The organism is Roseovarius sp. W115 (assembly GCF_032842945.2).
GTDB lineage: Bacteria > Pseudomonadota > Alphaproteobacteria > Rhodobacterales > Rhodobacteraceae > Roseovarius > Roseovarius rhodophyticola.
Genome location: NZ_CP146606.1, coordinates 3,005,553 through 3,019,280 on the forward strand (window position 1 = coordinate 3,005,553; position 13,728 = coordinate 3,019,280).

At 56.9% G+C, this 13,728-nt stretch carries 14 protein-coding genes; 6 read left to right on the forward strand and 8 right to left on the reverse strand.

Annotated features, from left to right (window positions below; all coding sequences use genetic code 11):
* Positions 1-7 precede the first annotated feature (7 nt).
* The 6 genes from RZS32_RS15300 (at position 8) to RZS32_RS15325 (ending at position 7,698) form a co-directional block, all read left to right on the forward strand.
* Positions 8-1,267, forward strand: a complete 1,260-nt coding sequence (locus tag RZS32_RS15300) for an MFS transporter (RefSeq protein WP_317054432.1) — start codon at positions 8-10, stop codon at positions 1,265-1,267.
* 115 nt (positions 1,268-1,382) lie between these two features.
* Positions 1,383-1,967 carry a DUF924 family protein gene (locus RZS32_RS15305; protein ID WP_317054433.1) on the forward strand — a complete coding sequence of 195 codons (585 nt, stop codon included), beginning with the start codon at positions 1,383-1,385 and terminating at the stop codon, positions 1,965-1,967.
* 138 nt (positions 1,968-2,105) lie between these two features.
* Entirely contained in the window at positions 2,106-3,500 is a 1,395-nt protein-coding gene (gene lpdA, locus RZS32_RS15310; RefSeq protein WP_317054434.1) for a dihydrolipoyl dehydrogenase, read from the forward strand.
* 96 nt (positions 3,501-3,596) lie between these two features.
* Entirely contained in the window at positions 3,597-4,154 is a 558-nt protein-coding gene (locus RZS32_RS15315; RefSeq protein WP_317054435.1) for a class I SAM-dependent methyltransferase, read from the forward strand.
* Positions 4,155-4,273: 119 nt separating this feature from the next.
* A complete protein-coding gene (gene uvrA, locus RZS32_RS15320) occupies positions 4,274-7,132 on the forward strand; it encodes an excinuclease ABC subunit UvrA (protein ID WP_317054436.1) in 2,859 nt (952 codons plus the stop codon).
* 230 nt (positions 7,133-7,362) lie between these two features.
* Positions 7,363-7,698 carry a hypothetical protein gene (locus tag RZS32_RS15325; protein ID WP_317054437.1) on the forward strand — a complete coding sequence of 112 codons (336 nt, stop codon included), beginning with the start codon at positions 7,363-7,365 and terminating at the stop codon, positions 7,696-7,698.
* A 93-nt stretch (positions 7,699-7,791) separates the two neighbouring features.
* Here RZS32_RS15325 and RZS32_RS15330 read toward each other — a convergent pair whose 3' ends face one another.
* The 8 genes from RZS32_RS15330 to RZS32_RS15365 form a co-directional block, all read right to left on the reverse strand.
* Positions 7,792-7,998 carry a YgaP family membrane protein gene (locus RZS32_RS15330; RefSeq protein ID WP_317054438.1) on the reverse strand — a complete coding sequence of 69 codons (207 nt, stop codon included), beginning with the start codon at positions 7,996-7,998 and terminating at the stop codon, positions 7,792-7,794.
* 96 nt (positions 7,999-8,094) lie between these two features.
* Positions 8,095-8,745 (reverse strand): Crp/Fnr family transcriptional regulator, encoded by a 651-nt coding sequence (locus RZS32_RS15335; protein ID WP_317054439.1) that lies wholly within the window; start codon positions 8,743-8,745, stop codon positions 8,095-8,097.
* Entirely contained in the window at positions 8,742-9,008 is a 267-nt protein-coding gene (locus RZS32_RS15340) for a hypothetical protein (RefSeq protein WP_317054440.1), read from the reverse strand. The genes RZS32_RS15335 and RZS32_RS15340 overlap by 4 nt, the downstream gene beginning before the upstream one ends.
* Before the next feature lie 121 nt (positions 9,009-9,129).
* Entirely contained in the window at positions 9,130-10,005 is an 876-nt protein-coding gene (gene mmsB / locus RZS32_RS15345) for a 3-hydroxyisobutyrate dehydrogenase (RefSeq protein ID WP_317054441.1), read from the reverse strand.
* Complete coding sequence (locus tag RZS32_RS15350; RefSeq protein ID WP_317054442.1) at positions 10,002-11,051, reverse strand: enoyl-CoA hydratase/isomerase family protein; 1,050 nt, start codon at positions 11,049-11,051, stop codon at positions 10,002-10,004. The genes mmsB and RZS32_RS15350 overlap by 4 nt, the downstream gene beginning before the upstream one ends.
* Before the next feature lie 8 nt (positions 11,052-11,059).
* Positions 11,060-12,202 (reverse strand): acyl-CoA dehydrogenase family protein, encoded by a 1,143-nt coding sequence (locus RZS32_RS15355; RefSeq protein ID WP_317057805.1) that lies wholly within the window; start codon positions 12,200-12,202, stop codon positions 11,060-11,062.
* A 139-nt stretch (positions 12,203-12,341) separates the two neighbouring features.
* Positions 12,342-12,557 carry a hypothetical protein gene (locus RZS32_RS15360; protein WP_317054443.1) on the reverse strand — a complete coding sequence of 72 codons (216 nt, stop codon included), beginning with the start codon at positions 12,555-12,557 and terminating at the stop codon, positions 12,342-12,344.
* The gene (locus RZS32_RS15365) at positions 12,554-13,714 is read right to left on the reverse strand and encodes an aromatic ring-hydroxylating oxygenase subunit alpha (RefSeq protein WP_317054444.1); all 1,161 of its coding nucleotides are present in this window, start codon (positions 13,712-13,714) and stop codon (positions 12,554-12,556) included. The genes RZS32_RS15360 and RZS32_RS15365 overlap by 4 nt, the downstream gene beginning before the upstream one ends.
* Between the last annotated feature and the right edge of the window lie 14 nt (positions 13,715-13,728).

The window sequence follows — 13,728 nt, forward strand, 5'->3', positions numbered from 1 at the left end:
GTGCGCGATGTTTTCGGTCTTATCCAGCGCTTGGGCTTTGTTGCTCGGCATGATGCTGTTGCAAGTCGGGAACGGCATGCAGGGCACGCTCTTGGGTGTGCGTGGAGAGATCGAAGGGTTCTCGACTCTGGAAATGTCCCTCGTCATGTCTGGATATTTTGTCGGGTTTCTCTTTGGCTCACGAAAAGCACCTGACATGATCCGCCGCGTCGGGCATGTTCGCGTCTTTGCGGCGCTCGCGTCCATGATCTCGGCTGTGATGATCCTCTATCCGGCATTTACCAATGTTTACGCATGGGGGGCAGGGCGCATTCTGATCGGGTTCTGTTTTTCCGGCGTGTATGTGACCGCTGAAAGCTGGCTCAACAATGCCGCGACCAACGAGAACCGCGGCAAGGCGCTTTCACTTTACATGATCGTGCAAATGGTCGGCATCGTAAGTGCTCAGGCCCTGATGTTGAGCGCGGATCCGGGGGGCTTTTTGCTCTTTATCATTCCGTCAGTTCTGATTTCGTTATCCTTTGCGCCGATCCTATTGTCCGTCAGCCCTACGCCGTCTTTCGATTCTACCAAGCCTATGTCTTTGCGAGAAATCCTTCGCATTTCGCCTCTGGGCTGCGTGGGCATGTTCCTTTTGGGCGGGATATTCTCGGCTCAGTTTGGCATGGCCTCGGTTTACGGGGCCGAAGCTGGTTTAAGTGTCGGGCAAATATCGACCTTTGTGGCAACGTTTTATGTTGCGGCGTTGCTGATCCAGTATCCGTTGGGATGGCTTTCGGATCGTATGGACCGGCGCCTGCTTATCCTTGGTGTGTCCGCCGCCTGCGGGGTCGGGGCCATTATCGGCATGCTTTTTGGAAGTGTGTTCACACTGCTTCTTGTCGCAGCTTTCATTGTCGGGGGCACGTCCAATCCGCTCTATTCGCTTCTCATTGCGTACACCAATGACTTTCTGGGCCATGACGATATGGCCGCCGCTGCTGGCGGCATGGTGTTCATCAACGGGTTGGGGGCCGTGTTTGGGCCAATCATCACGGGTTGGATCATGGGGATCATCGGCCCTAGCGGATTCTTTCTTTTTATAGCCGTACTTTGCGCCGCCATGGTGGCCTATGCGGCTTATCGGATGACACAGCGTGCGGCCCCTGCGGTGGAAGACACCGACAGCTATGCCGCCGTGGCACCGGGGGCATCCCCCATTGTGGTTGAGGTGGCGCAGGAATACGCCATCGAAACCGCTCAGGACGACGAAGAGACAGCACCCTGAGTTTGTCACCAAATTGTCACGCAGTATTGCCGCTGTAGTAATTTTTTACTGTGCAGAAGGGTTTAACTGTCGTTTACTCGCCTTATGTGCGGTGTGTCTTGGTGAGGAGGGTGAGATGAAAGCGCCTGAAGATGTGTTGGGGTTTTGGCTCGACAAAGTCGGCCCCAAAGGCTGGTACGAACAATCCGATGAACTGGACGCTGAAGTTCGTGATCAGTTTCAAGGAGCTTGGGAAAATGCGCGCGAAGGCACCTATGGCCTTTGGCTCACCTATTCGAGTGGGACATTGGCCTACATCATCCTGATGGATCAGTTCCCGCGCAATATGTTCCGTGATCATGCACTGTCTTTCTCCACCGACAAACACGCTCTTGCCGCCGCCAAGGCCGCCATTCATCGTGGCTGGGACAAGCGCATAGACGGACCCGCGCGGCAATTCTTTTACTTGCCACTTATGCACTCCGAGAACTTGTGTGACCAGGACCGCTGTGTGCGGTTGATCTGTGAGCGGATGAGTGACGATGATGGCACCAATTTATTGCACGCGCGGGCGCATCGCGAAGTGATCCGTCGATTTGGTAGGTTCCCGCATCGCAATGCGGCTCTGGGGCGCGCGTCCTCTGCAAAAGAAGAGCAGTTTTTAGAGACCGGTGGCTATGGCGGCATCGTACGTGAGCTGCAAAAGGCCGACGCGGCCTGAAAATTCCTTTCCAAAAGTTGACCTAAATCAAATCTTTAAGGTCGGCACCCGTGGCAAGTTGTTGCGGGTGTGAAATGCTGCGTTGCGGCGTTCTGCAAAATAGTTTAATATCAAACTAGTTTTGAAACGGAGATGAACATGGCGGCGAAATCCTTCGACATGATTGTGATCGGGGCGGGGCCCGGTGGATATGTTGCGGCAATCCGTGGCGCGCAACTGGGGATGAATGTCGCCGTTGTAGAACGTGAGCATATGGGTGGCATCTGTCTCAACTGGGGATGTATTCCGACCAAGGCGATGCTGCGCTCGTCCGAGGTCTTTCACCTGATGCACCGCGCCAAAGAGTTTGGTCTTAAGGCCGACAAGATCGATTATGATCTTGATGCCGTGGTCAAAAGATCGCGCAGCGTTGCAGGGCAGCTTTCTGGCGGCATTGGCCACTTGATGAAGAAGAACAAGGTTACCACCGTGATGGGGGAGGCCACGCTGACCGGGAAAGGCAAGGTGTCGGTCAAAACCGAGAAGGGCACCGAAGAGCTCACGGCCAAGAACATTGTGCTGGCCACAGGTGCGCGGGCGCGGGAATTGCCTGGGCTTGAGGCCGATGGGGATTTGGTCTGGACCTACAAACATGCGCTTCTGCCGCCGCGCATGCCCAAGAAGCTTCTTGTGATCGGCTCCGGTGCCATCGGGATCGAATTTGCCAGTTTCTACAATACGCTTGGGGCCGACACGACCGTCGTTGAGGTTATGGACCGGGTTTTGCCCGTAGAAGACGCCGAGATTTCGGCCTTCGCCAAGAAAGCATTCACGAAGCAAGGCATGAAGATCATGGAGAAAGCCATGGTCAAGCAACTCGACCGCGCCAAAGGCAAGGTCACTGCGCATATCGAAGTCGGTGGCAAGGTCGAGAAGCATGACTTTGATACGGTGATTTCAGCCGTGGGCATTGTGGGGAATGTTGAAAACCTTGGGCTGGAGGCTTTGGGCGTAAAAATCGACCGCACCCATGTGGTCGTGGACGCATACTGTCGCACCGGCGTTGATGGACTCTATGCCATTGGGGACATCGCTGGGGCACCGTGGCTGGCTCACAAGGCCAGCCACGAGGGTGTCATGGTGGCCGAGCTGATTGCGGGAAAACACCCACATCCCGTCCGCCCTGAAAGCATCGCGGGCTGCACCTATTGTCATCCGCAAGTGGCCAGCGTGGGCTACACCGAGGCCAAGGCCAAGGAACTGGGCTATGACATCAAGGTGGGTCGCTTTCCGTTTATCGGCAATGGCAAGGCAATTGCGCTGGGTGAGCCTGAGGGCATGATCAAGACGATCTTTGACACCAAGACGGGTGAGCTTTTGGGGGCGCATATGGTGGGCGCGGAAGTGACCGAGATGATTCAGGGCTATGTCGTGGGTCGTCAGCTTGAGACCACCGAAGAGGATCTGATGCACACGGTCTTCCCGCATCCGACGCTGAGCGAGATGATGCATGAAAGCGTGCTTGATGCCTATGGGCAGGTCATTCATATGTAAGCTTGGACGCCGCAAGATGCGGAGTTTTGGGTATTTTTGACAAGAAAGAAGCAAAGGCGGGTTTTCTCGGCTTTGCGCTTCTGAAAGATTGCTGGCATGGCCAGTCTAAACCGCATCGTTCTTTACAAGACCACTCGTGCCTGGCTCGAAGAGCTGGATCTTGCGTCGATGGATGTGGCCGAGATTTCCGGCAAGCACGGGCGGCGGTATGAGTTCAAATCCTACGAACGCTTTCGGTTTCCCGCTTATGATATATGTGCGGGGCCGTTTCTGGATGAAGATGGCGCGCCCAAACAGTTCGACATGATCCTTGCCAATCAGGTGTGGGAGCATCTCGACCGGCCTTATGCGGCCACGCGCCATGTGTTGAACATGCTGCGCCCGGGCGGCTATTTCTGGGTCGCTGTGCCATTCTTTGTGCCGTATCATGGTGACCCGGTGGATTGCTCGCGCTGGACAGCACGCGGGTTGAAAAACCTGCTGATCGAGGCGGGGTTTGATGAGGGCAGGGTGCGCGCTGAGCAATGGGGCAACCGGCTGGCCGGGTTGCGCAATCTGGGCGAGGAATGGCCGCCTGTATACAATCCGGAACGAGATGATCTGACCAATGATCCAGACTTCCCGATCTGTTCCTGGGCCTTGGCGCAGAAATAACTGTGGATAAGTCAAGGATGCTGACAGGTTCTGACGCGTGTTCTGTTTATGTTCTCATTTTTAACTTGGAAGACCGAGCGTCCTAAACTATGTGTTGAGCATCGTGAACCGGGGGTCACATGGCCGAGCTGAAAAATATCGAGGTGCGCGGCGCGCGCGAGCACAACCTCAAGAATATTGATGTTGATATTCCGCGCAACGAGCTTGTGGTGATCACCGGTCTTTCGGGCTCGGGCAAATCGTCTTTGGCGTTTGACACGATCTATGCTGAAGGACAGCGGCGCTATGTCGAGAGCCTCAGCGCGTATGCACGGCAGTTCCTGGATATGATGGAAAAGCCCGATGTGGATCACATCAGTGGCCTTAGCCCGGCGATTTCGATTGAGCAAAAGACGACATCGAAGAACCCACGCTCCACCGTGGGTACAGTTACGGAAATCTACGACTACATGCGTCTGCTCTTTGCACGGGTCGGCACACCCTACAGCCCCGCCACGGGCCTGCCCATCGAGGCGCAGCAAGTGCAGGATATGGTCGATCGGATCATGGGGATGGAGGAAGGCGTGCGCGCCTATCTTCTGGCCCCCATTGTGCGGGACCGGAAGGGCGAATACCGCAAGGAGTTTCTGGAACTGCGCAAGCAGGGCTTTCAGAGGGTGAAGGTCGATGGCGCGTTTTACGAGCTGGATGAACCGCCCACGCTCGATAAGAAGTTCCGCCACGACATTGATGTTGTGGTCGACCGGATCGTTGTGAAAGACGGGTTGGAGACCCGGCTGGCGGACAGTCTGCGTACTGCGCTTGATCTGGCTGATGGCATTGCTGTGCTGGAGACCGCGCCCAAGGAAGGGGAACCGGAACGCACCGCTTTCAGCGAGAATTTTGCGTGCCCGGTCAGCGGTTTCACCATCCCCGAGATTGAACCGCGCCTGTTTTCCTTCAACGCCCCCTTTGGCGCCTGCCCGGATTGTGACGGCTTGGGCATGGAGCTTTTCTTTGATGAGCGGCTTGTGGTGCCCGACGAGGCCCTGCGCGTGGATGACGGAGCTCTGGCGCCCTGGCGCAAGGGTAAGTCGCCGTACTTCCTGCAAACGATTGAAGCGATTGCGAAGCACTATGAGTTTGATGCCAAAGCCCCTTGGAAAGATCTTCCGCCGCATGTGAAGCAGGTGTTCCTGTATGGCTCGGGTGAAGAAGAGATTAACTTTCGATATGATGAAGCTGGCCGTGTCTATCAGGTGAGCCGTGTGTTTGAGGGGGTTATCCCCAACATGGAACGCCGCTATCGCGAGACCGACAGCAACTGGATCCGCGAGGAGTTTGAGCGGTATCAGAACAACCGTCCCTGTGGGGCCTGTGAAGGCTACCGGCTCAGAGACGAGGCGCTGGCAGTGAAGATCGCGGGCCTGCATGTGGGGCAGGTGGTGCAGATGTCGATCCGCGAGGCATTTGACTGGTGTGAGAGCGTACCAGAGCACCTGACGGCACAGAAAAACGAGATTGCGCGCGCGATCCTGAAGGAAATCCGTGAGCGCTTGGGCTTTCTGAACAATGTGGGGCTTGAGTATCTCACTCTGAGCCGCTCGGCAGGAACGCTCTCGGGCGGGGAAAGTCAGCGGATCCGGCTGGCCAGCCAGATCGGCTCGGGGCTGACAGGTGTGCTTTATGTGCTCGATGAGCCATCGATCGGCCTGCATCAGAGGGACAATGGGCGCTTGCTCACCACCTTGCAGAACCTGAGGGATCAGGGAAACACCGTGATTGTGGTCGAGCATGATGAGGAGGCCATTCGCACGGCAGACTACGTGTTCGACATTGGCCCCGGCGCAGGTGTGCATGGTGGTGATGTGGTGAGCCATGGCAAGCCCGAGAAGATTGCGCGCGATAAGAAATCCATCACCGGTCAGTATCTTTCGGGTACGCGCGAAATAGCCGTGCCAACTGAACGGCGGACGGGCAATGGCAAGTCTGTCAATGTGATCAATGCGACAGGCAACAACCTCAAAGCCGTTGATGCAGAGTTTCCTTTGGGCAAGTTTGTGTGCGTCACTGGCGTATCTGGCGGCGGTAAATCGACGCTGACCATCGAAACACTGTTCAAAACAGCGTCCATGCGTCTGAATGGGGCACGTCAAACACCGGCTCCGTGCGAAACGATCAAGGGGCTGGAGCACCTCGATAAGGTCATTGACATTGACCAGCGCCCCATCGGGCGTACGCCGCGGTCCAACCCCGCAACCTATACAGGGGCATTTACGCCGATCCGGGATTGGTTCTCCGGTCTGCCAGAGGCCAAGGCGCGGGGCTACAAGCCGGGGCGGTTTTCCTTCAACGTCAAGGGTGGTCGTTGCGAGGCCTGTCAGGGTGACGGGGTCATCAAGATCGAGATGCACTTCCTGCCGGATGTCTACGTGACTTGCGAGACCTGTCAGGGCAAGCGGTACAACCGCGAGACTTTGGAAATTCTGTTCAAAGGCAAGAGCATTGCGGACGTTCTTGATATGACCGTCGAGGACGCCCAAGAGTTCTTCAAGGCTGTGCCCAGTATTCGTGAGAAGATGGACGCGCTCATGCGCGTAGGGCTGGGCTATATCAAGGTGGGTCAGCAGGCGACAACGCTTTCAGGTGGTGAGGCGCAGCGGGTCAAGCTGTCCAAAGAGCTGAGTAAACGCTCAACCGGGCGGACCCTGTACATTCTAGACGAACCGACAACCGGGCTACATTTCGAGGATGTGCGCAAGCTTTTGGAAGTGCTGCATGAGCTGGTGGAATCAGGCAATACGGTGATCGTGATCGAACACAATCTCGACGTGGTCAAAACCGCTGACTGGATCATCGACATCGGCCCCGAGGGTGGTGATGGTGGCGGTGAGATTGTGGCAGTGGGAACACCGGAAGATGTGGCTCAAGTCGGGCAAAGTCACACGGGGCATTACCTCAAGGACATGCTGCCCGCAGGTAAAGTCGCCGCAGAGTAGCTTAAGCGTCTGATGTGGCTTTAGAGAGTCCGTGAGCTGTGTTTCATGGGCGCTGATTATTTTAAATATTTGTTTTTAAAAAATATTTCATGATTTTTGGGTGTGCGTTCTGCCGCATGCCGCGCCGTCGTCACAGTGGCTCACAGAAGCATGAATTTCGGTGCGTTGTTTCGGACGCGGTGCTTCCCACATGTCATTCGACGAACAGCTCAATGAAAAGGAGCATTGATATGACACTTCGATTTCTTGGAACGGCATTTGCGATGAGTTTGCCCATCCTTGCGGCTTTGACGCCCAACTCAGCGCTGGCGTCGGACAATCGCGACATCGCGGGCGCGCTTCTGGGTGGCATCGCTTTGGGTGTGATTGCAAGTGAGTTGCTGGACAAGGATGATGACCGACATCACCGCAGCTATAACAGGCATCACAGGCACGAACACCGCAAGTATCAGTCACAAAGCTACAAATATGGCGATCGGCACAACAATCGTGCGCGCCATCATGGTCAACGCTACCACAAGCATCAGCCTGGGTATCACGGCCGGTACGATTATGACAGGCGTTAGGTGCGGCTGACATGTATAGCGGGTTATGACATCCTCGCCGGGTGCCTCCTGGCGGGGATGTATTTTTGCGGAGAAAAGCTCTGAAAAGTGAGACTATTTCTCAAGTTTGCGGGTTGAGATCCCGATAATCGAGTAAAGCGCGCAGCTGCTCATCACCCCTGTGGCAAGGGCAATGCTGCCGGCCACAAGATAAAGCCAGCCAAAGCTCGCGCCTGAATTCAGGAAAAACCCAGCGATCAGGGCAATGCCCAGGGCAATTCGGATGATCCGATCCAGAGAGCCAACATTTTTCTTCAGCATAACACATCTCCTCTGACGTTGCGCCCTTTGTTGGGCTTAGCTTTGTGAGATCTAGAGCACATCGGGAGGCATGTCGGTGACTTGGTCACCAAGGTGCTATTGGGTGCGTGCAATTTCCTTGAGTGCATCGGCGTCCAGGATACGAACCAGACCCCGTTCCAGCTTGAGGATACCGCGCCGGTCCAGCGCCTCCAGACGGCGAGAGATCACTTCCCTGGCAGTGCCAATGATTGTGGCGATCTCGGCGTGGGTGCTGTGCAGGACACCGGCCTGCGCTCGCGCCAGAAGACACTCGGCAAGCCGCGCCTCGACACGCTGAAACGCCACCTTTTCAAGAAGATGCATCATTGACTGCATGCGTGCAGCAAAGGCGGAGAAGACAAAGCCCCGAAAACTCTCGGAGCCTTGCAAGAGTTTGAGAAACAGCGCGCGCGGCACCAAGACAAGTTCGGCTTTGTCGCGCACAATTGCCTCACCGGAATAGGCTTCACCGCCCAAAAGGCCGAGTGTCGTCTGCACACAGCTCTGCCCCGGTTCCACTGTATAAAGCAGAATGTCGCGCCCAGTGGGGCCGGTCAGAAACACGTCAACCCGGCCCGATAGCATGATCACAAACCCTTCCGCGGTATCTCCGGGATGAAAAAGTGCTGCGCCTTCGGGCAAGAGGACCGGCGCAAGGTGATGCAGGTGGTCTTGAGTGTCCGGGTCAAGATGCTCCAGACCAAAGGCATGTGCTGTCCAGGTCATTGGTCAAAGATAATCATAATGACCGCCAGTGCAAAGACGTCCCAAATCACGAGCCTGAAGCGCGCCAGTGATTTGAGAAAAGGTGCCAGGTCCAGAGGATAGGGCAGGTGGCCTTCGGGTGATGTGCCTGGGTTGAAGTTGATCTGCACCGACAGCGCCGGAGTGGCCAGTTCCAGAACGCGGTTTTTGATGCCGCGTTCGGTCTCATAGAGGATGGCAGTCGTGATATCGGCATGCGGCAACACCCCGTCGCCAATTTCCACCTAGTCGGCATAGACATGCATCTGCGCCCGCCGCGCTTTGACCCAGGCCAGGGACGGGTGCGGTGGCCTTGACATGCCGTCTGCCGCCTTCACAAATGCGCTCCACAATACGGTGTCTCGCTCATCCGGTGTGGCCGCGTTTTTCAAAGCGGGGCAGCATGGCCGAGAAATCACGACCACGCCCATCTTCCTCTTCGACAAATTGCTGATAGAGCGCCTGCGCCATCTGACCAATTGGGGTGTCGGCATCAGCGGATTTGGCGGCCTCCATGGCAAGACCCAGATCCTTTAGCATAAGCTCTGCGGCAAAGCCCGGTTTGTAGTCATTATCCGCCGGGCTTTGTGGGCCGATGCCCGGGGCAGGGCAATAGGCGTTCATTGACCAGCTGTAGCCCGATGAGGTGCTGACCACGTCAAACATCTTTTGCCGATCCAGGCTGAGTTTGTCCGCAAGCGCAAAGGCCTCGCACGTGACGATCATGGTCGCGCCGAGGATCATGTTGTTGCATATCTTGGCGGCCTGCCCGTTGCCCGATGGCCCGCAATGCACGGCCTTTTGTCCCATGATGTCAAAAAGCGGGTTGGCGATGGCGAAGGCGGCATCTGCACCACCCACCATGAATGTGAGCGTGCCTGCCTGCGCGCCGCCAATCCCACCGGAGACCGGCGCATCAAGGGCCAAAAGGCCCGCAGCCTGCGCTGCATCGGCCACGGCGCGGGCGCTGTCGACATCCACCGTTGAGCAATCCAGAAGCACAGCGCCGGGTTTCATGGCCGGGATCACCTGATCCGCTACGCTGCGCAGTATGGCCCCGTTAGGCAGCATGGTAATCACCACATCAGCCCCCTCAGCCACGGCCTCTGCGGTGGCGGACTGTGTCACCCCATCCGCTGTGGTGCCAGCCGTATCAAAGCCGGTGACATCATGGTGCGCTTTGGCCAGATTGGCGGCCATCGGTGCGCCCATGTTGCCCAGTCCGATAAATCCGATTTTCATGAGAGGCCTCCTTTGTCGAAGCTCAGTGTGTCTTGTCCCAATGGCATCAGCATCTTTGTCGCCGCCAGGCTGGGTGGGGTGTCGAGATCATGTTGCCAAATGGGGCTGCGATCCTTGTCGATCACGGCAGCGCGGATTCCTTCGAGGAAATCCCCATGTTCTGTGGCACGAAAAGTAAACCGGTATTCCATCTCCAGCGCGCGGCGGATCGTGGCGGCCTGGCCGCGCAGCCGGTGGATGACCTCGATAGTAGATGCCATCGAAAGAGGGGAGTTGCGCTTTAGCGCCTTGAGCGCGCTTTGGTTAAAGTCGCTCTCGGTGGACGTCAGCGTATTGAGAATTGCGCGCAGGTCTTCGCCCCCAAAGGCTGCGTCAATGTTAGATTGCAGGATGTCCAGCGTGCCGTCCGGGGCTGGACGGCTGGCAGGGGCAATCAAATTTGGATCGCCAGTGGTTTCCAATTGGCGGATCAGATCAGGCCAGTGATCGCGTGGAATGTAGTAATCTGCAAATCCGGCATAGATCGCATCGGCAGGCCCCATGCGTGTGCCGGTCGTGCCGAGATATTCCCCAAGCCGTCCCGGCGCGCGCGCCAGAATGAACGACCCTCCCACATCTGGTATCAGCCCGATGCCGCATTCCGGCATGGCGATCTGGCTGGTGTCACAGACAACCCGATGCGAGCCGTGGCAGGAAATCCCCACGCCTCCGCCCATCACAAAGCCCTGCATGAAGGCCACATATGGTTTGGGATACTCCGCAATCTTGGCATTAAGACGATACTCATCTCGCCAGAATTTTTGACCATAAGCAAAATCGCCCGCGCGGCCGGCATCGTAGAGGTCTTGGATGTCGCCGCCTGCGCAGAAGGCCTTGTCGCCTATCGCGTCGATGATCACCAGATCAATCGCGTCATCCTCGCGCCAGTCATCAAGGGCTGCCTCAATCGCCAGACACATGTCATAGCTCATGGCGTTCAAAGCCTTGGGACGCGTCAGGGTGATCCGGCCCGCACGCCCGGTGATGTGGATGTCGATGTCACTCATAATCCGGACTATGCCTCAGCCAGCATATGGCGTGCAACGATCAGGCGCATGATCTCGTTGGTGCCTTCGAGGATTTCATGCACCCGCAGGTCACGCACCAGTTTCTCGATCCCGTAGTCTGCCAGGTAGCCATAGCCGCCATGCAGCTGCAGGCATTGGTTGACGATGTGGCTGCCGGCTTCGGTCACGAATTTTTTGGCCATGGCGCAATGGGCGGTGGCGTCATGTGCGCCGGTGTCGAGTTTCCAGGCGGCCTGACGCAGGAACACGCGCGCGGCCTGTAGCTCAATCTCCAGATCGGCGAGGCGGAATTGCAGCGCCTGAAACTGGTCGATGGATTTGCCGAAAGCTTTGCGCTCAGACATATATGTTTTGGTCAAATTGAGTGCCTGTTGAGCGGCCCCAAGGCTACAGGCTGAGATATTCAGCCGCCCACCATCCAGCCCCGCCATGGCATAGCTGAACCCTTGGCCTTCTTCGCCCACAAGGTTCTCGGCGGGAATGGCGCAGTCATCGAACTGGACTTGCGCCGTTGGTTGGCTGCGCCAGCCCATCTTGTCTTCCAACGCGCCAAAGCTGAGCCCCGGCGCACCGTCCTCTACATACACGGTTGAGATGCCTTTGGGACCATCTTCGCCGGTGCGCACCATGCAGACATAAGCATCCGAATACCCGCCGCCCGAGATAAAGGCCTTGGTGCCATTCAACGTATAGCCGTCGTTTGTGCGAGTGGCACGCGTCTTCAAAGCGGCGGCGTCTGAGCCTGAGCCGGGTTCGGTCAGACAATAGGAGAGCACGGTCTTCATCGGGATCACGTCGGGCAGGACGCGGGATTTGAACTCATCGCTGCCAAAGCTGTCGATCATCCGCGCGCACATGTTGTGGATCGAGAGAAACGCCGCCACCGAAGGACAGGCCATGGAAAGCGCCTCAAAGACCAGCGTCGCATCCAGCCGCGTGAGGCCGGAGCCGCCGCTCTCTTCGCTCACGTAAAGCCCGCCAAAGCCCAGATCGCCGACCTGCGGCCAAAGCTCTTTGGGGATCGTGCCTTGCGCCTCCCAATCGCGGGCATGAGGCGCGATATTCTCCTGACCAAAGGCATGGGCCATGTCGAAAATGGCGGTTTGTTCTTCACTCAGAGCGAAATCCAAGGCGATCCCTCCCATGCCGGGCGATAATTGAACGTGTGTTTAATTATCAACTGTTGCAGGAGTATTGCAAGGGGCAGGGCCGTACGAGCGCAAAGCGAGCGAAGCAGACGTGCCTACGACCCAGACGGATAGCAGATTTTCAGCTTTCGCGTCCTTCAGCCTTCAACCGTGCCCTCAATTTGCACGCCTCATCCGCCCCTGCCTCCAAGGCGAAAACATACGCATGGGTGAGGAAGAAACACGCAGTATCCATGTCATTCGCCGCATCCGCAGCCGCGGTGTAGAGGGTGACCAATGCGCGCAAATCCCCCGCCTCGTGGGCGGCAATCATTTGTGCGTCTAAATCCTCATTCATTCCGCGGCGCGTTGGGTTCCACGATGGGCTTCGACCTTGCTCGCCACCCACTCGTGGAAGCAATGCGTGGGGCTATCCATCACCGGTGAGAACCGCCCGCCGTCAAACTGATCTGCGTGGCGCCCGCGCTGCATGCCCTCTACGACAAAAATGTCTTCCTCAAAGACCTCTTTCCACTGCACTGTGTTCTTGGCGCGCAACTTGGCTTCGGTGTTAGGTTCGGAATAGTAAAGGTGAACATGTTCCATCGTAGCTTCAGGCCCCTTAGCCTCCAGAATGATGGCGAAGGCATGGTCCCGGTGAACCCCTAAAAGAACATTGGGGTAAACAGAGATATATTCGGCCTGTTCGTTCCACTTTGCGCCGACATCCTCGAAATCCGGGAACACAGACCCGTCGTCGCCCTTAAGCTGGCGGTAAACCATCGTGCCCTGACCGGAATACGCCCCTGGCTTTTCGATGTGATAGTGATCTTCCAGACGCGAATAGCTGTTGAGGCCCGGATGCACCCAGGGCAGGTGGTAGCTCTCGCAATAATTCTCAACTGCCAGCTTCCAATTGGTGGCAACCTCAAGCTCAAACTTGCTATCGGCCCCGCCATGATAGAGCGGTTTATCAAACTCTGCCCACCGCGCGATCAAGTCTGCATGCACTTCCTCAAAGGGCGCCGCATCGCCTGAGGCATTGATCCAGACCACATCGCGCCAGACATGGCTGCGGACCTCCAAGAGACCCAGTTCATCGCGTTTGATAGCATCATGTGTGTTGTGGCCCGGTCCGCCCACATGCGGGGTTGAAACAAGTTTGCCCTTCGTGGAATAGCACCAGGAATGATAAGGACAGCGGATTGCGCCTTCGATCTTGCGCGGCTCCTCCACCAGGATCATGCCGCGATGGCGGCAGATGTTTTGAAAGACGCGCACGTCGCCGTCTTTGTCCCGCAAAAGGAGAAGCGGCATGCCCAGAAAGCTGATCGGTTTCGCGTCACCAGGTTCGGGGACATCGGAGGCGACGGCCAGTCCTGCCCATTGTGAATAGAGCAGGGCGTGCTTTTCTTCTTCGAAAATGGACGGGTCGATGTAATGCGCATTTGGCAGGCCATTGGCGTGCTCGACGCTGGTGCGGACGGTGGACAGGTTGGTGACGATATCGGACATGAGCGGCCTCCTGA

Bases quoted from the DNA above. Each gene is read 5' to 3' on its own strand.
- RZS32_RS15305 (WP_317054433.1), top strand. From the start codon at position 1,383: ATGAAAGCGCCTGAAGATGTGTTGGGGTTTTGGCTCGACAAAGTCGGC.
- RZS32_RS15365 (WP_317054444.1), bottom strand. From the start codon at position 13,714: ATGTCCGATATCGTCACCAACCTGTCCACCGTCCGCACCAGCGTCGAG.
- mmsB (WP_317054441.1), bottom strand. From the start codon at position 10,005: ATGAAAATCGGATTTATCGGACTGGGCAACATGGGCGCACCGATGGCC.
- RZS32_RS15325 (WP_317054437.1), top strand. From the start codon at position 7,363: ATGACACTTCGATTTCTTGGAACGGCATTTGCGATGAGTTTGCCCATC.
- RZS32_RS15350 (WP_317054442.1), bottom strand. From the start codon at position 11,051: ATGAGTGACATCGACATCCACATCACCGGGCGTGCGGGCCGGATCACC.
- RZS32_RS15330 (WP_317054438.1), bottom strand. From the start codon at position 7,998: ATGCTGAAGAAAAATGTTGGCTCTCTGGATCGGATCATCCGAATTGCC.
- RZS32_RS15360 (WP_317054443.1), bottom strand. From the start codon at position 12,557: ATGAATGAGGATTTAGACGCACAAATGATTGCCGCCCACGAGGCGGGG.
- RZS32_RS15300 (WP_317054432.1), top strand. From the start codon at position 8: ATGTTTTCGGTCTTATCCAGCGCTTGGGCTTTGTTGCTCGGCATGATG.
- uvrA (WP_317054436.1), top strand. From the start codon at position 4,274: ATGGCCGAGCTGAAAAATATCGAGGTGCGCGGCGCGCGCGAGCACAAC.
- RZS32_RS15335 (WP_317054439.1), bottom strand. From the start codon at position 8,745: ATGACCTGGACAGCACATGCCTTTGGTCTGGAGCATCTTGACCCGGAC.
- lpdA (WP_317054434.1), top strand. From the start codon at position 2,106: ATGGCGGCGAAATCCTTCGACATGATTGTGATCGGGGCGGGGCCCGGT.
- RZS32_RS15315 (WP_317054435.1), top strand. From the start codon at position 3,597: ATGGCCAGTCTAAACCGCATCGTTCTTTACAAGACCACTCGTGCCTGG.